At 63.4% G+C, this 16,716-nt stretch carries 16 protein-coding genes; 6 read left to right on the forward strand and 10 right to left on the reverse strand.

Annotated elements, in window-relative coordinates:
- Positions 1-108 precede the first annotated feature (108 nt).
- Complete coding sequence (rimB, locus tag BMY03_RS15705; protein ID WP_038707162.1) at positions 109-591, forward strand: retropepsin-like aspartic endopeptidase RimB; 483 nt, start codon at positions 109-111, stop codon at positions 589-591.
- Positions 588-1,493, forward strand: coding sequence for a 30S ribosomal protein S6--L-glutamate ligase (gene rimK, locus BMY03_RS15710; protein ID WP_011531656.1), 906 nt, complete (start codon positions 588-590; stop codon positions 1,491-1,493). Before rimB ends, rimK begins: the two co-directional genes overlap by 4 nt.
- 57 nt (positions 1,494-1,550) lie before the next feature.
- Here rimK and BMY03_RS15715 read toward each other — a convergent pair whose 3' ends face one another.
- Both BMY03_RS15715 and ompR read right to left on the reverse strand, forming a co-directional pair.
- On the reverse strand, positions 1,551-2,864 hold the full coding sequence (locus BMY03_RS15715; RefSeq protein WP_094011602.1) for an ATP-binding protein: 1,314 nt from the start codon (positions 2,862-2,864) through the stop codon (positions 1,551-1,553).
- 93 nt (positions 2,865-2,957) lie between these two features.
- Positions 2,958-3,698, reverse strand: coding sequence for an osmolarity response regulator transcription factor OmpR (gene ompR / locus BMY03_RS15720; protein ID WP_038707160.1), 741 nt, complete (start codon positions 3,696-3,698; stop codon positions 2,958-2,960).
- Positions 3,699-3,927: 229 nt separating this feature from the next.
- On the opposite strand from ompR, the gene BMY03_RS15725 reads away from it, so the two are divergent.
- The 4 genes from BMY03_RS15725 (at position 3,928) to BMY03_RS15740 (ending at position 9,080) form a co-directional block, all read left to right on the forward strand.
- The gene (locus BMY03_RS15725) at positions 3,928-6,252 is read left to right on the forward strand and encodes a Tex family protein (RefSeq protein WP_038707159.1); all 2,325 of its coding nucleotides are present in this window, start codon (positions 3,928-3,930) and stop codon (positions 6,250-6,252) included.
- Positions 6,252-6,635 carry a PaaI family thioesterase gene (locus BMY03_RS15730; protein WP_023630730.1) on the forward strand — a complete coding sequence of 128 codons (384 nt, stop codon included), beginning with the start codon at positions 6,252-6,254 and terminating at the stop codon, positions 6,633-6,635. The genes BMY03_RS15725 and BMY03_RS15730 overlap by 1 nt, the downstream gene beginning before the upstream one ends.
- 241 nt (positions 6,636-6,876) lie before the next feature.
- Entirely contained in the window at positions 6,877-8,454 is a 1,578-nt protein-coding gene (gene gshA / locus BMY03_RS15735) for a glutamate--cysteine ligase (RefSeq protein ID WP_177182918.1), read from the forward strand.
- Positions 8,454-9,080, forward strand: coding sequence for a TetR/AcrR family transcriptional regulator (locus BMY03_RS15740; protein WP_094011604.1), 627 nt, complete (start codon positions 8,454-8,456; stop codon positions 9,078-9,080). Before gshA ends, BMY03_RS15740 begins: the two co-directional genes overlap by 1 nt.
- Before the next feature lie 123 nt (positions 9,081-9,203).
- Here BMY03_RS15740 and BMY03_RS15745 read toward each other — a convergent pair whose 3' ends face one another.
- The 8 genes from BMY03_RS15745 to BMY03_RS15780 form a co-directional block, all read right to left on the reverse strand.
- On the reverse strand, positions 9,204-9,419 hold the full coding sequence (locus BMY03_RS15745; RefSeq protein WP_008095172.1) for a TOBE domain-containing protein: 216 nt from the start codon (positions 9,417-9,419) through the stop codon (positions 9,204-9,206).
- 30 nt (positions 9,420-9,449) lie between these two features.
- Positions 9,450-10,262: an aliphatic sulfonates ABC transporter ATP-binding protein gene (ssuB, locus tag BMY03_RS15750; RefSeq protein WP_038707158.1), complete on the reverse strand. Its 813-nt coding sequence runs from the start codon at positions 10,260-10,262 to the stop codon at positions 9,450-9,452.
- A complete protein-coding gene (ssuC, locus tag BMY03_RS15755; protein WP_094011605.1) occupies positions 10,262-11,059 on the reverse strand; it encodes an aliphatic sulfonate ABC transporter permease SsuC in 798 nt (265 codons plus the stop codon). Before ssuC ends, ssuB begins: the two co-directional genes overlap by 1 nt.
- Before the next feature lie 11 nt (positions 11,060-11,070).
- Entirely contained in the window at positions 11,071-12,219 is a 1,149-nt protein-coding gene (gene ssuD / locus BMY03_RS15760; protein WP_094011606.1) for an FMNH2-dependent alkanesulfonate monooxygenase, read from the reverse strand.
- Positions 12,220-12,279: 60 nt separating this feature from the next.
- On the reverse strand, positions 12,280-13,245 hold the full coding sequence (locus BMY03_RS15765) for a sulfonate ABC transporter substrate-binding protein (RefSeq protein ID WP_094011607.1): 966 nt from the start codon (positions 13,243-13,245) through the stop codon (positions 12,280-12,282).
- 95 nt (positions 13,246-13,340) lie between these two features.
- Positions 13,341-13,934, reverse strand: coding sequence for an NADPH-dependent FMN reductase (gene ssuE / locus BMY03_RS15770; protein ID WP_094011608.1), 594 nt, complete (start codon positions 13,932-13,934; stop codon positions 13,341-13,343).
- 219 nt (positions 13,935-14,153) lie between these two features.
- Positions 14,154-14,792, reverse strand: a complete 639-nt coding sequence (locus tag BMY03_RS15775; RefSeq protein ID WP_046857522.1) for a peroxiredoxin — start codon at positions 14,790-14,792, stop codon at positions 14,154-14,156.
- 163 nt (positions 14,793-14,955) lie between these two features.
- A complete protein-coding gene (locus BMY03_RS15780; protein ID WP_094011609.1) occupies positions 14,956-16,302 on the reverse strand; it encodes an OprD family porin in 1,347 nt (448 codons plus the stop codon).
- Between the last annotated feature and the right edge of the window lie 414 nt (positions 16,303-16,716).

The raw sequence follows: 16,716 nt of genomic DNA on the forward strand, positions 1-16,716 counted from the left end.
GTTTTTCCTCGAATTCTGTCTTTCACGGAACTGTACTACCGTGACTCACAGATGCAAAAAGTCCGTGCCGTCATTACAGTTCACCTCCTTATCCGCAGGGCACGCTAAGTGAAGACATTTGACCACCTGACTGTGATCGGCCTGCGCGAGTGGGTCGCCCTGCCCGGCCTCGGCGTCGCCGGCCTGCGCGCCAAGATCGACACCGGAGCCAGCACCTCCAGCCTGCACGCCACGGAGGTCGAGCCGTTCGAGCGCGATGGCCAGCAATGGGTACGCTTCACCGCCCACCTGGGTTCGGTGGTGCAACTGCGCCATCGACGGTGCGAAGCGCCCATGGTGACCATGAAGACGATCAAGAGCTCCAACGGCCATGCCCAGACCCGCTATGTGATCCGCACACCCCTGGCGCTCGGTGACCGGGTCTGGGAGGTCGAATTCACCCTGGCCTGCCGCAAGAGCATGCGCTATCGCCTGCTGCTTGGTTCGAAGGCGCTCATCCATGGCCAACTGGTGGTCAACCCCGGCCTCAAGTACGTTCAGGACAAACCGGCCTTCGCGGCCACCCTTTCCCCTGTCACAGGTGCTGCATGAAGATCGCTGTGCTGTCGCGCAATCCGCGTCTGTATTCCACCCGCCGCCTGGTCGAAGCCGGTACCCAGCGGGGCCACGAAGTGGTGGTGATCGACACGCTTCGGGCCTACATGAACATTGCCAGCCACAAGCCGCAGATCCACTACCGCGGCAAACCCCTGGAAGGCTTCGACGCGGTCATACCACGCATCGGCGCCTCGGTCACCTTCTATGGCTGTGCGGTGCTGCGCCAGTTCGAGATGATGGGCGTCTATCCGCTCAACGAATCGGTGGCCATCGCCCGCTCGCGGGACAAACTGCGCTCTCTGCAACTGCTGTCACGTCGGGGTATCGGCCTGCCGATCACCGGTTTCGCCCACTCGCCGGACGACATCCCCGACCTGATTCAGATGGTCAACGGCGCGCCGCTGGTGATCAAGGTACTGGAAGGTACCCAGGGCATAGGCGTGGTGCTGTGCGAGACCACCAAGGCCGCCGAGTCGGTGATCGAGGCATTCATGGGCCTGAAGCAGAACATCATGGTCCAGGAATACATCAAGGAAGCTGGTGGCGCCGACATCCGTTGTTTCGTGGTCGGTGACAAGGTGATCGCCTCTATGAAGCGCCAGGCCAAGCCGGGCGAGTTCCGCTCCAACCTGCACCGCGGGGGCGTGGCCAGCCTGATCAAGATCACCCCTGAAGAACGCATGACCGCGATTCGGGCGGCCAAGGTAATGGGGCTGAGCGTGGCGGGCGTGGATATTCTGCGTTCGAACCATGGCCCACTGGTAATGGAAGTGAACTCGTCGCCGGGCCTGGAGGGGATCGAGGTGACTACCGGCAAAGACGTGGCCGGGATGATCATCGAGCACCTGGAAAAGAACAGCGGGCCGAATCAGACGCGGACCAAAGGCAAGGGTTGAAATTAATCGCGGGGCAAGTCGCACCGGCGCACCGGTGCGACTTGCCCCGCGATGGGTCTAGACGGCATTACGCGGCAGCAACAAACCCAACGGCAACCTCACTCGCGCCTCGATCCCGCCACCGGACCGGTTGCGCAACTCGACATTGCCGCCATGCTGCGCGGCGATGCGCTTGACGATCGCCAACCCCAGCCCGGTGCCCTTGCCGCCCCGCGCCCGGTCGCCCCGGATGAACGGGTTGAAGATGGTCTCCAGTTCCGACTCGTCGATGCCCGCCCCGCGATCCAGCACGCTGAGCACCACATAAGGCGCACTCTGGTCACCCGACACATAGGCCGCCACCTCAACCCCCTTGCCGGCGTGATGCAGCGCGTTGCCGATCAGATTGCCGAGCATACGCTTGAGCGAGACACGGCGCAGCGGGAACGGCGGAATCGGCTCGAGGCACAGGCGCACCTGTTCTTCATGCTGGTTATAGGGGGCCACCACTTCGTAGATCAGCTCATTCAGGTCGACCTCTTCCACCGGCTCGTCACGCCCATCACGAATGAACGCCAGGAACTGGTCGAGGATCGCGTCCATGTCCTCGATATCGCGGACCATGTCCTCACTGAGGTCGCTTTCGTTGCCCATCAGCGACAACGACAAGCGCAACCGAGTCAATGGTGTGCGCAGGTCGTGGGATACCCCCGCGAGCATCAACTCGCGCTCGCGACCGGCCTGCTCGACATCCTCGGCCATCTGGTTGAACGCCCGATACACCTCGGTCATTTCGCTGGGGGTATCGCTGATCGGCAGGCGCACACTGCGCCCCTGGCCCAGCTGACGGGCAGCGAACACCAGACGCTTGAGCGGCTGATTGAGCTGGCGCACGAAGATCCAGGCCGAAGCGGTGGACAGCAGGCCGATGGCCAGGAACCAACCAAGCACGTTCCAGATCTTCTGGCCACGTAGCGGATGCGGGTACAGCGGCACCTTGAGCCAGCCTGGTCCCAGGCTCGGCGCGTTCACCCAGAGCGCGGGCGGTGCGTGGATACGCAACCGCACCTCGGTGTCCTCGCCCAGCTCGGCTTGCATCTGCCGCTGGTAGATCTCGCTGTAGGGCCAATGCTGCTCACCCTCCGGGACACCGGCGCCGGTCACGCGGATCAGGCCAGCAGCCTCGGCTATCTGCTCGCGGTTCTCTTCATCCGCTGCCCAATAGGCACGCAGCGTCAGGGCCACGCCGTGGCTGTACTGGCGGTCGACCAGCACGTCCTCATTCATCAACAGGTACACGAGCGTCAGTGCCTTGGAAAACAGCACGACGATCAGCACCAGCCAGAGGGTGCGGGCGAAGAAGCTTTGCGGGAACCAGAGAGGCGTTTTCATCGATCAACTACTGTACTGAAAAGGCCGGTCGCCGTAGACGAAACAGGGCGACCCGCATGGGTCGCCCTGCTGCACCCTGACGAGCCGGCAGGCTCATTTGCCGGCGTTTCCGTCCGGCACGAAGACGTAGCCCACACCCCATACGGTCTGGATGTAACGCGGCTTGGAAGGATCGGGCTCGATCATCCGGCGCAGGCGCGAGATCTGCACGTCGATGGAACGCTCCAGGGCATCCCACTCACGGCCACGGGCCAGATTCATCAGTTTGTCGCGGGTCAGCGGCTCGCGAGCATGCATCACCAGGGCCTTGAGCACGGCGAACTCGCCGGTGGTGAGCATGTGTGTTTCTTCACCGCGCTTGAGCTCACGGGTGGCCAGCGAAAGTTCGTAGTCGCCGAAGGTGACGGTCTCTTCCTCGCTGCCCGGCGCGCCCGGCACGGCCGGGGCCTGGCGGCGCAGCACGGCCTTGACCCGGGCCACCAGCTCATCTGGGTTGAACGGCTTGGCCAGGTAGTCATCGGCGCCAAGCTCCAGCCCCTTGATACGGCTGAGCTCATCGCCCTTGGCGGTGAGCATGATGATCGGAATCTGGTTGTTCGCAGCGCGCAGGCGCTTGCACGCCGACAGGCCATCCTCGCCCGGCAGCATCAGGTCGAGCACCACCAGGTTGAACACTTCACGGGCCAGCAGGCGATCCATCTGTTCGACGTTGGGCACGGTGCGCACACGGAAGCCCTTGCTGGTGAAGAAACGGTCCAGCAGGCTGCTCAGGCCCGGGTCGTCGTCGACGATGAGAATCTTGTCGCCTTCTACGGCGTTTGCGGTGCTGGTCATGAATTACTCCTCTGATATCGCCGCGCATTATGGCGTAGCCATTGCCGCGCGTGCCGTGTGCATTGTTAGCAGATTTTTCCCGCCGTGCCACTGCCGCCCCATCGACGACTGGCCCCGCGCCATCACCGCAAGCCCGGCCCGATGGGTATAATGCGCGGCTTTCACCCAGCGTCGCCGGGGCTGAACGCCCACCCGCGGCCTTGCATTCACTATTTGTCAGGTGGTTTTCATGGACAGCATCAACAGCCGTATCGCCGAGGAACTGGGCGTGCGCCCACAGCAGGTCGAAGCGGCCGTGGGCCTGTTGGACGAAGGATCGACCGTGCCCTTCATCGCCCGTTACCGCAAGGAAGTGACCGGCAGCCTGGATGACACTCAACTGCGCCACCTGGAAGAGCGCCTGCGCTACCTGCGCGAGCTCGACGAGCGTCGCGCCAGCATCCTGGCCAGCATCGAGGAGCAGGGCAAGCTGACCCCGGAGCTGGCGCGCGATATCAAGCTGGCCGACACCAAGACCCGCCTCGAAGACCTCTACCTGCCGTACAAGCAGAAGCGCCGCACCAAGGGCCAGATTGCCCTGGAAGCCGGCCTGGGCGAGCTGGCCGACAGCCTGTTCAGCGACCCGCAACTGAACCCGGAAGCCGAAGCCGCACGCTTCGTCGACGCGGGCAAGGGCGTGGCTGACGTCAAGGCCGCCCTGGAAGGCGCCAAGTACATCCTCATGGAGCGCTTCGCCGAAGACGCCGGCCTGCTGGACAAGCTGCGCAACTTCCTCAAGCAGGAAGCGGTGCTCACCGCCCGCGTAGTCGCCGGCAAGGAAGACGAAGGCGCCAAGTTCCGCGATTACTTCGCCCACGACGAACTGCTGCGCACCACGCCGTCGCACCGTGCCCTGGCGATCTTCCGTGGGCGCAACGAAGGAGTGCTGAGCGCGTCGCTGAAAGTCGGCGAAGAACTGCCAGGCACCCTGCACCCGTGCGAGATGATGATCGGCAACCATGTCGGCATCGAAAACCGCAACCGCCCCGCCGACAAGTGGCTGGGCGAGGTGGTGCGCTGGACCTGGAAGGTCAAGCTCTACACCCACCTGGAAACCGACCTGTTCGGTGAACTGCGCGACAATGCCGAAGGCGAGGCGATCAACGTCTTCGCCCACAACCTGCACGACCTGCTGCTGGCCGCCCCGGCCGGCCCGCGCGCCACCCTGGGCTTCGACCCGGGCCTGCGTACCGGCTGCAAGATCGCCGTGGTCGATGCCACCGGCAAGTTGCTGGACTACACCACGGTCTACCCGCACGCGCCGAAGAACGACTGGGACCGCACCATTTCCGTGATGGCCGCGCTGTGCGCCAAGCACTCGGTGGAGTTGATCGCCATCGGCAACGGCACTGCCAGCCGCGAGAGCGACAAGCTGGTGGCGGAGCTGGTCAAGAAGTACCCAGCACTGAAGGTCACCAAGATCATGGTTTCCGAGGCTGGCGCTTCGGTGTACTCGGCCTCTGAACTGGCCGCCCGCGAGTTCCCCGATCTGGACGTGTCGATCCGCGGCGCGGTGTCCATCGCCCGCCGTCTGCAGGACCCGCTGGCCGAACTGGTGAAGATCGACCCGAAATCCATCGGTGTCGGCCAGTACCAGCACGACGTGTCGCAGGTGAAACTGGCCCGGGGCCTGGACGCCGTGGTCGAGGACTGCGTGAACGCCGTGGGCGTGGACGTAAACACCGCCTCGGTGGCGCTGCTGACACGCATTTCCGGCCTCAATGCCACCCTGGCGCAGAACATCGTCGCCCACCGCGACGCCAACGGCCCGTTCGCTACCCGCGCCGCGCTGAAAAAGGTCAGCCGCCTGGGCGAGAAAACCTTCGAGCAGGCCGCCGGCTTCCTGCGCGTGATGAACGGCGACAACCCGCTGGACGCCTCGGCGGTGCACCCGGAAGCCTACCCACTGGTGCAGCGCATCGCCGCCGACACCGACCGTGATATCCGCTCGCTGATCGGCGACAGCGGCTTCCTCAAGCGCCTGGACCCGAAGAAATTCACCGACGAGTCCTTCGGTCTGCCGACCGTCACCGACATCCTCCAGGAACTCGACAAGCCAGGTCGCGACCCGCGCCCGGAGTTCAAGACCGCCACCTTCCAGGACGGCGTCGAGGACCTCAAGGACCTGGAACCCGGCATGATCCTCGAAGGCGTGGTGACCAACGTCACCAACTTCGGTGCTTTCGTCGACATCGGCGTGCACCAGGATGGGCTGGTGCACATCTCGGCGCTGTCGGAGAAGTTCGTCAAGGACCCGCGTGAAGCGGTCAAGGCCGGCGACGTGGTCAAGGTCAAGGTCATGGAAGTGGACATCCCGCGCAAGCGCGTCGGCCTGTCCATGCGCATGAGCGACACCCCGGGCGAGAAGGTCGAGGGCAACCGCGGCGGCAACCGCTCCAATGGCGGCAACCGCCAGCAGCAGGCGCCGCGCCAGCGCGAGGCCACCGCCGCCGCGCCGGCCAACAACGCCATGGCAGCGCTGTTCGCCAATGCCAAGCAACTGAAGAAGAAGTGATGGAAGTACCGAAGGAGTACGTCGAAAGCGCCTTCAGCCAGCTCCTCGGCTGCCGCCTGCAACGCCTGGAAACGGGTGTTGCAGAAGTGGCCCTGGCGCTTGAGCCGCACCTGCGCAACCGTGGCCAGAAGCTGCACGGCGGGGCGATCTTCAGCCTGGTCGATATCAGCATGGGCCTGGCCTGCTCGGCCAGCCATGGCTTCGACCAGCAGAGCGTGACCATCGAGTGCAAGATCAACTACATGCGCGCCGTCAGCGAGGGCGAGGTCGTGTGTACCGCCCGGGTGCTGCATGCGGGACGGCGCACCCTCGTGGTCGACGCCGACGTGCTCCAGGACGACAAGCTGGTGGCCAAGGCGCAGGGAACCTTCGCGGTTCTCTAGCTGACAGGCCCCGATCTGCGGTATTTTCGGCGTAATGCTGTACACCTGATCGCGGGGCAAGCCCGCTCCCACGAACGTTTCTACGCTTCGTGGGAGCGGGCTTGCCCCGCGATCAGACGCATACAGGCCAGCGACGGAACCGCGTAAACCAGGCGACAACGCCAGTTCCTTTCCCAACTACCCTTGTAGACCGTCATCTCTACCCCCATATTGGGGCGACTGACGCGTGAAGGAATCCATCTTGAGCGACCTCCTCAACCGCCGCCTGAGCCTGCTCGGCGACAATATCGACCTGCTCAAGCAGTGCCTGCACGGCATTGAGCGCGAATGCCTGCGCGTGACCAAAGAAGGTCGCCTGGCCCAGACCCCGCACCCCGAAGCACTGGGGTCGGCGCTGACCAACGAGCAGATCACCACTGACTATTCCGAGTCACTGCTGGAGTTCATCACCCCAGCCCTGGCGGACCCTGCCAAGGTACTCGAGAGCCTCGAACAGACCCACCGCTTCGTCTACAGCAAACTGGGCGACGAACTGCTGTGGAGCCCGTCGATGCCCTGCGCGCTGCCGGCCGAAGAAGACATCCCGATCGCCGAGTACGGCAGCTCGAACATCGGTAAGCTCAAGCACGTGTACCGCAAGGGCCTGGCCCTGCGTTACGGCCGCACCATGCAGTGCATCGCCGGCATCCATTACAACTTCTCGCTGCCCGAGACGCTGTGGCCGCTGTTGCGCGATGCCGAAGGCGGCGAGCAGGACGACCGCGACTACCAGTCCTCGGCCTATATCGCGCTGATCCGCAACTTCCGCCGCTACAGCTGGCTGCTGATGTACCTGTTCGGCGCGTCCCCGGCCCTGGACAAGGGCTTCCTGCGCGGCCGCCCGCACCAGCTCGAAGAACTCGACGCCGAAACACTGTACTTGCCCTACGCCACCAGCCTGCGCATGAGTGACCTGGGCTACCAGAGCAACGCCCAGGCGGGCCTCACGCCCTGCTACAACAACCTGGCCAGCTACACCGATAGCCTGCGCAAGGCCGTCGGCACGCCCTACCCGCCCTATGTCGAGGTCGGCACGCACGTCGATGGCGAGTGGGTGCAGTTGAACACCAACATCCTGCAGATCGAGAACGAGTACTACTCGAACATCCGCCCCAAACGCGTCACCTACACCGGCGAGCGGCCAATCCAGGCCCTGACCTCGCGTGGCGTGCAATACGTGGAAGTACGCTGCCTGGACATCAACCCGTTCCTGCCAGTGGGCATCGACCTGACCGAAGCCCGTTTCCTCGACGCCTTCCTGCTGTTCTGCGCCCTCGAAGAGAGCCCGCAACTGGACAACGGCGAGTGCGGCCAGTGCACCGACAACTTCCTCACCGTGGTCAAGGAAGGTCGGCGCCCGGGCCTGGAGCTGCGCCGTGACGGCCAGCCGGTCGCATTGAAGGAATGGGCAAGCGAACTGATCGAGCGGATCGGCCAGCTGGCCGGGCTGCTCGACCGTGCCAAGGGTGGCAATGACCACGCCAAGGCCCTGGAAGCACAGCAGGCCAAGGTCGACGATCCCGAGCTGACGCCATCGGCGCAGGTGCTGGCGCGCATGACCGAACATGACGAGAGCTTTGTCCAGTTCTCCCTACGCCAGAGCCGCCTGCACGCCGAGAGCTTCCGCGAGCAGCCACTGACCAGCGCGCAGCAACAGGCCTTCGAAACCCTTGCTCGCGAGTCGATCGCCAAGCAGTCCGAGCTGGAACAGGAAGAGGTCGGTGACTTCGACCTGTTCGTCGGCGCCTACCAGGCCAGCATCCTGGCAATCAGCAACTGATGAACCGCACCGCCACCCCGCGCAAGCCACGCGCCAGCAGCCAGGCCAGGATCGAAGCGATCCTCGCCGCGGCACGCGAGCTGCTGGCAGGCCAAGGGGTGGCGGGGTTGTCGATCTACAGCGTGGCGGAACGGGCGCAGATCCCGCCATCGTCGGTGTACCACTTCTTCGCCAGCGTGCCGGCCTTGCTGGAGGCGCTGACCGCCGATGTGCACCGGGCTTTTCGCGAGGCCCTGAGCGCACCGATCGAAAGCACGGCGTTCAGCACCTGGCCTGGCCTGTCGCGCCTGATCGAGCAGCGCATGCTCGACATCTACAACGAGGACGCCGCGGCGCGGCAGCTGATCCTCGCCCAGCATGGTTTGAGCGAAGTGGTCCAGGCTGATCGCCAGCATGATCTGGAACTGGGCGAGTTGATGCACCAGCTGTTCGACCGACATTTTCAGTTGCCAGCGATGCCGAGGGAGGTGCACGTGTTCGCCCTGGCGATGGAACTGAGCGACCGGGTGTATGCCCGCTCGATGCAGCTGCATGAGACGATCACGCCACGCATGGCGGAGGAAGGGATGCGCGTGTTCGAGGCGTATCTGGGGCTGTATCTGCCGCCTTATCTGGCCAAACGCTGATTCGGCGTGGGAGCGGCGGTGCGCCGATGCGACTTGCCCCATGATAGCGTCAAGTCAGGCAACGTAGATGTGTCGACTGACGCCATCGCGGGGCAAGCCCGCTCCCTCGCAAGACACCGGAAATCAGAGCTTGGCGATGGACACCTCGGTCGATTTCACGAAGGCGATCACCTCGCTGCCTACCTGCAACTCGAGCTCCTTCACGGAACGGGTGGTAATCACCGAAGTGACGATGCCAGAGGCGGTCTGCACGTCGATTTCAGAGAGTACCGGGCCTTCGAGGATTTCCTTCACGGTGCCTTTGAACTGGTTGCGAACGTTGATGGCTTTGATGGTCATGGCGTCATTCCTTTTTGCGGTTTCGGGGATTCAATGAGCCCAACGCAACTGCGTGGGCAACGGGGCGACAGGTTCCGGATCGGGCGGCGTGCCCGGGACGGAGAGAACACGGTTGAGCACTTCGCTTTCCAGCGCCGCCAGGCGGTGCGAACCCCGCACTCGAGGTCGCGGCAGGTCGATGACCAGGTCCAGGCCGACGGCGCCGTCTTCGATCAGGATCACCCGGTCGGCCACGGCGACGGCTTCGCTGACGTCGTGGGTGACCAGCAGCACGGTGAAACCGTGCTGGCGCCACAGGCGCTCGATCAGTTGCTGCATCTCGATACGGGTCAGGGCGTCCAGCGCGCCCAAGGGCTCATCCAGCAGCAGCAGACGCGGCTGATGAATGAGCGCCCGGGCCAGGGCCACCCGCTGTTTCTGGCCACCGGACAAGGCCGCCGGCCACTCATTGGCGCGATCGACCAGGCCGACCGCCTCCAGGGCTTCCAGGGCGCGTGGCCGCCAGTTGCCGGACAACCCCAGGCCGACGTTGTCGATCACCTTCTTCCAGGGCAGCAGGCGCGCGTCCTGGAACATCAGCCGGGTATCCTCGCGGGCCTCGGCAAGCGCCGCGGCGCCCGCCAGCAATTGGCCGCCGCTGGGCTGGTCGAGCCCGGCCAGCAGGCGCAGCAAGGTGCTTTTACCGCAACCACTGCGACCAACGATGGCGACGAACTGGCCAGCCGGAATGTGCAGATCGATCCCGCGCAGCACTTCGCGCTGGCCGAACGTACGACGCAGGTCCCTGGCCGCCAGGGGGATGCCACGCAGCAGGCGTGGCGGTTGTGCCTTGAGCACCGTCATCACGCGCCCTCCTTCTTCGCCACCTGGTACGCCGGGTGCCAACGCAGCCACACACGCTCCAGGCCACGGGCGGCCAGGTCGGCCAGCTTGCCGAGCACCGCGTACAGGACAATGGCCAGCACCACCACGTCGGTCTGCAGGAACTCACGGGCGTTCATCGCCAGGTAGCCGATGCCCGAGTTGGCCGAAATGGTCTCGGCGACGATCAGTGTCAGCCACATGAAACCCAGGGCGAAGCGCACGCCGACCAGGATCGAGGGCAGCGCCCCCGGCAGGATCACCTGGCGGAACAGCGCGAAGCCCGACAGCCCGTAGCTGCGCGCCATCTCCACCAGCGCCGGATCGACGTTGCGGATCCCGTGATAGGTGTTCAGGTAGATGGGGAACAGCGTCCCCAGGGCCACCAGGAAAATCTTTGCCGACTCGTCGATGCCGAACCACAGGATCACCAGCGGGATCAGCGCCAGGTGCGGCACGTTGCGGATCATCTGCACCGAACTGTCGAGCAGGCGCTCGCCCCAGTTCGACAGGCCGGTGATGAAACCGAGCAACAGGCCGAGACTGCCGCCGATCACGAAGCCCAGGCCGGCACGCCAGCCGCTGATGGCCAGGTGGGTCCAGATCTGGCCACTGCGCACCAGCTCGACGCCAGCACTGACCACCGCGCTCGGCGCCGGCAGGATGCGGGTCGACAGCCAGCCTGCGCTGACCGACAACTGCCATACCGCCAGCAGCAGGATCGGCAGGGCCCAGGGCGCCAGGCGCTTGGACCAGGTGGTGGTGGATGCACGACTCATGGCCCCGGCCCTCAGCTCTGCGACACGGATTTGGGCAGGATGTCGTTGGCGACCATTTCACCGAACGGGCTTACGTAGCCACCGGTTTTCGGCTGCTCCGGGCGCTGCACGTCCAGATGCGGGAACAGCAGCTCGGCGACGCGGTACGACTCTTCGAGGTGTGGATAGCCCGAGAAGATGAAGGTATCGATGCCAAGATCGGCGTATTCCTTGACCCGCGCCGCGACGGTCGGGCCATCGCCCACCAGCGCGGTGCCGGCGCCACCACGTACCAGGCCGACACCGGCCCACAGGTTCGGCGCCACTTCGAGGTTGTCGCGCTTGCCACCGTGCAGCGCGGCCATGCGCTGCTGACCGACCGAGTCGAAGCGCGCCAGCGACGCCTGGGCGCGGGCGATGGTGTCGTCGTCCAGGTGCGAGATCAGCCTGTCGGCGGCGGCCCAGGCCTCCTCGTTGGTTTCTCGCACAATCACGTGCAAGCGAATGCCGAAGCGCACCTCACGGCCCTGGGCGGCCGCTTTCTCACGTACCGCAGCAATCTTCTCGGCCACCGCGGCCGGCGGCTCGCCCCAGGTCAGGTACAGCTCGACCTGTTCGGCGGCCAGGTCCTGGGCAGCGTCAGACGAGCCACCGAAGTACAGCGGCGGGCGCGGCTGCTGGATCGGCGGGTAGAGCAGCTTGGCGCCTTTGACCTGGATGTGCTTGCCGTCGTAGTCGACCGTTTCGCCTTCGAGCACCTTGCGCCAGATACGGGTGAATTCCACCGACGCCTCATAGCGTTCCTGGTGGTTCAGGTGCAGGCCATCACCGGCCAGTTCGTCCGGATCGCCACCGGTCACCAGGTTGAACAATGCACGGCCGTTGGACAGACGATCCAGGGTCGCGGCCTGACGGGCTGCGACGGTCGGCGAGATGATCCCCGGGCGCAGGGCCACCAGGAACTTCAGGCGCTCGGTCACCGGGATCAGCGACGCCGCCACCAGCCAGGAGTCCTCGCAGGAACGTCCGGTGGGGATCAGCACGCCGCCGAAGCCCAGGCGGTCGGCGGCCTGGGCGATCTGGCTCAGGTAACCGTGGTCGACGGCGCGGGCGCCTTCGCTGGTGCCCAGGTACTTGCCGTCACCATGGGTAGGGAGGAACCAGAAAATGTTAAGGCTCATTGGAGTTGTCTCCTCAAGGGTGGCTCATGCCGGGGCGACGCCCCGGCGCAGGCGAAACGTTCAAGGCGCACTGGCGACCTTGGCCGGGGGTGTCCAGATCACGTCCTTGATGCTCAAGGGCTTGGGAATCAGCTTCAGGGCCTGGAAGGTGTCGGCAATCTTCTGCTGTGCGGCGATCACTTCCGGGGTCAGCGGCGCGGCTCCGTAGCCTTGGCGCTTGACCGAAGTCAGGGTGATGTCGGCAGGCAGGCCGAGCAGCGGCGCAACCTGGTCGGTGACCTGATGCGGATTGGCCTGGGACCATTCGCCCACGGCGCGCACTTCTTCAACCAGGGTGTTGATCACCGCCGGGTGCTGGGTCGCATAGCTGCGGGTGGCGAGGTAGAACTGGTGATTGTCGACCAGATCCTTGCCGTCACGCAGGGTGCGTGCCTGCAGCTGTTGCTCGGCGGCGGCCTGGTACGGATCCCAGATCACCCAGGCATCGACACTGCCGCGCTCGAAGGCGGCGCGGGCATCGGCCGGGGGCAGGTAGACGGGCTGGATATCGGTGTACTTGAGACCGGCGTCTTCCAGGGCACGCACCAGCAGGTAATGCACGTTGGAACCCTTGTTGAGGGCGACTTTCCTGCCCTTGAGTTCCTTCACCGACTGGACCGTCGACCCCTTCGGCACCAGGATCGCCTCGCTGTGCGGAGCTGGCGGCTCATAGGCGACGTAGAGCAGATCGGCGCCCGCGGCCTGGGCAAACACCGGCGGCGTTTCGCCGGTCACGCCGAAGTCGATGGAGCCGACGTTGAGCCCTTCGAGCAGCTGTGGACCGCCGGGGAACTCGGTCCATTGCACGTCGATGCCCTGTTCCTTCAGGCGCTTTTCCAGCGACCCCTTGGCCTTGAGCAGCACCAGGGTGCCGTATTTCTGGTAACCGATACGCAGGCTCTCGGCCTGGGCTTGGCTGATGGCGCCGAAGGACACAGCCGCCGCGAACAGGGCGACCAGACCACGACGCAAGAAGACTGTGCGCATGGCGCTCTCCTGTGCGAGTTGGGTTCGGGTAGCACCTGCTTGCCTCGTTGGCGGGCGAGTAAGGTGGGGACAGCGATGGAGCGGTCAAGCCTGGTTCAGATACTCCAGCGGGCACTGATCAGGCGTTCGTTGAGCACGCCGGGGGCGACAGGTTGGGGCCGGCGCGCCATGGCGCTGTGGAACGTTTCCAGCGAATCCTGCAGGCGCTGCTCCAGGGCAGCGGCCAGTTGCGCGGGCCTGGCGCCCTCGCCGTAGGCAATCTGGCTGTCGTCGGCGAAGATCCCTTGCAGGGTCTCCTGCGCCTTGAGGGCCGACAGCACGGGCTTGAGCGCGTAGTCCACGGCCAGCATGTGGGCGATGCTCCCACCGGTTGCGATCGGCAACACCACCTTGTGTTCCAGGGCCCGCTCGGGCAGCAGGTCGAGCAAGGTCTTCAAGGCCCCGGCGAAGGACGCCTTGTACACCGGGGTGGCCACCACCAAGCCGTCGGCCTGGGCTACAAGTGCGTTGAAGTGGCGCACCTGCGGGCTGTCGAAACGGGCATGCAGCAGATCTTCGGCGGGAAACTCACGCACCTGGAAGGTCACCACTTCGACGCCCCGCTCCTGCAGCCAGTCGCGCGAGCGCTCTAGCAGCACGCCGGAGCGTGAACGAAGACTGGGGCTACCACCGACAGAGACAACCAGCATTGAAAGAGCTTCCTTCGATTCGATTGCAGGGCCGCGAGGGGTTGTCCCCGCTGGATGTAACGACATTAACAGCTCGTCACATATATCTATAAATCATATTTTTTCATTTGTTTATTCCATTTATGAATTTACGAATTACTGTAGCCACACAATAAAAAAGGGCCGTCGAAACGGCCCGAAGATCCCTGCTTGGCTAAGAGCAATGCAACGAGGAATGCCTCAACGATTGGGTTGCGGGGTCAGCCGCAGATAGGGTTTCACCGCCCGATACCCTTTCGGGAAACGACGTTTGATTTCATCTTCGTCCTTGAGCGAAGGCACGATCACTACCTCATCGCCATCCTGCCAGTTGCCCGGCGTGGCGACCTTGTAGTTGTCGGTCAGCTGCAGCGAGTCGATCACCCGCAGGATCTCGTTGAAGTTGCGCCCGGTACTGGCCGGATAGGTGATGGTCAGGCGCACCTTCTTGTTCGGGTCGATGACGAACAGCGAACGCACGGTCAGGGTGTCGCTGGCGTTGGGGTGGATCAGGTCGTACAGGTCGGAGACCTTGCGATCGGCGTCGGCGATGATCGGGAAGTTGACCACGGTGTTCTGGGTCTCGTTGATGTCGTCGATCCACTTGTGGTGCGAGTCCACCGGGTCCACCGACAGGGCGATGGCCTTGACCCCGCGCTTGGCGAAATCATCCTTGAGCTTGGCGGTCAGGCCCAGTTCGGTGGTGCACACCGGGGTGAAGTCGGCCGGGTGGGAGAACAGCACGCCCCAGCTGTCGCCCAGCCATTCGTGGAAACGGATCTTGCCGGCGCTGGAATCCTGTTCGAAATCGGGGGCGATATCGCCGAGTTTGAGGCTCATGGAAGCGGCTCCTGTGCTGTGTCTGGCCTTGTGGGTTCAATGTGCCTGCTTCCGAATAAAAATAAAAAGAATAAATATCGATTTATTTATAACCAGATCGCATACGGAATCGCAGACACAAAAAGCCTCGCACAAGGCGAGGCTTTCTTTGTGCAGCTACGACTTACATGAAGGCGTAAGTGTAGTTGACGATGAAGCGAGTCTGGTCCTGGTCTTTGGTGTATTCAGTGTTGCCGGCAGGACCGTTGGTCCCGCGGTAAACACCTTGACGCAGGCTGAAGCCCAGTCCCTTCAGAGTACCTTCCTGGATCACGTAGTCGACACGCGCGTCCCGCTCCCACTCGCTGTAGGAACCGTTGCCCGAAGCGTTGCGAACGTCGGTACCGCGCAGATATGCAACGGACGCCTTCAAGCCTGGCACGCCAAGACGAGCGAAATCGTACGAGTACTGGCCGAAGGTAGTGTTTTCACCTGCACGAGCGAACTGGTTGATCATGCTGTCGGTGAACAGGTAGAAGCTAGCACCGCCCGCGCCTTCCGGACGGCCATTGCCATCGCGCACGCTACCCTGGTTCAGCCAGACGAACGCACCGTCATCGCTGACCTGCTGGTGACCGAGCATGAGTGCATGGCCGCCCAGAGTATAGGTGAACATCGCCGACCAGGTTTTGTTGTCAACTTCACCGACATGCTTGGCATAACCGTTGTTGTTGTTGAAGTTGTAGCCGCCACCACTGCCGTTCCGGCCGTCGCTGCTGCTGTCAAAGTAGCGCAGGTCGGTCTTGAATGACTGGTCGTCCGAGATCTTGAAGACGTGAGTCGCACCCAGGAAGTGCTGTTTGTAGAAGTCTTCCAGGTTCGAGTAGTAGTACTGCAGGGTCAGGTCTGGAGTGAGCTTGTAGTCCAGGCCGCCGTAGCGGAACTTGTTGCTGTCAGCGGTAGCACCGTTGACCGACAGGCCGGTGCGGTTGCTCGAAGCACGACCCATGGCGTGGGTCAGTTGACCGGCGTTGACAGTCAGATTGTCGATTTCCTTCGAGGTGATGGTTGCACCTTCAAAGGTTTGCGGCAGCAGGCGACCGTCGTTGGAGACCAGGATCGGCAACATTGGCGCCAAGGCGCTACCGAAGTGAGCTTCAGTTTTGGAGAAGCGGGCTTTGGCGTTGGCGCCAAGACGAGCCCATTGGGCCGCTGCCGAACCGTTGGTCTCACTCGGGAAGAAGGAGCTGTTGTCAGGGTGCTTGCCTTTGCCACCGTCGAGGTGAATACCCCACAGCGCCTGAGCGTCCACACCGAAGCCTACGGTACCTTCGGTGAAACCAGAAATGTAGTCGAGCTTGAAGCCCTGACCCGATTCACGGTTGTCCGCACCGACTTCACGGTTATCGTTGTTGAAGTACATGGTGCGCGAGCTCAGGGACAGCTTGCTGTCCTCGACGAAACCTGCAGCGCCTGCTTGTTGGGCGAGAACCCCCAGTGCCACGGCCAGGGCCAGGCTGGACTTGTACATGTTTTGCTCCTCTACGTTCTAATTTTTGTGCGTCTCAAGCGGCGGAGTCTGCTGCCCCACTCACCCGGATTGGCGATTTAGCCCTAAAGCGTGACCGCCAAGTCAATCGCTAACGATCGATTCGCGACTTTGGTCTAATCCGTCGATCTGCGCTACAGGATAATGACAATCCTATAAATCCAAAATGACCGTTTTATGAATCTGTAAGATTTTTACGGAATAACATCGGAACCATTCCTGCAAATCGTTGTATCGACGCCGTCAATCATACCTTTAGGTTATGTGCAAACGTTTGCAGGCGTGACGACCGCCCCGTCGAAACCGATCAAGCCTAGCTGGCTTGGCAGATTCCGCCACCAGTACCGCCGCCCCACAGGGCCGTGGGTCAGAGCGATTGGCTTTTAAGCTAATTCT

The sequence above is a fragment of the Pseudomonas soli genome (genome assembly GCF_900110655.1).
Taxonomy (GTDB): Bacteria; Pseudomonadota; Gammaproteobacteria; order Pseudomonadales; family Pseudomonadaceae; genus Aquipseudomonas; species Aquipseudomonas soli.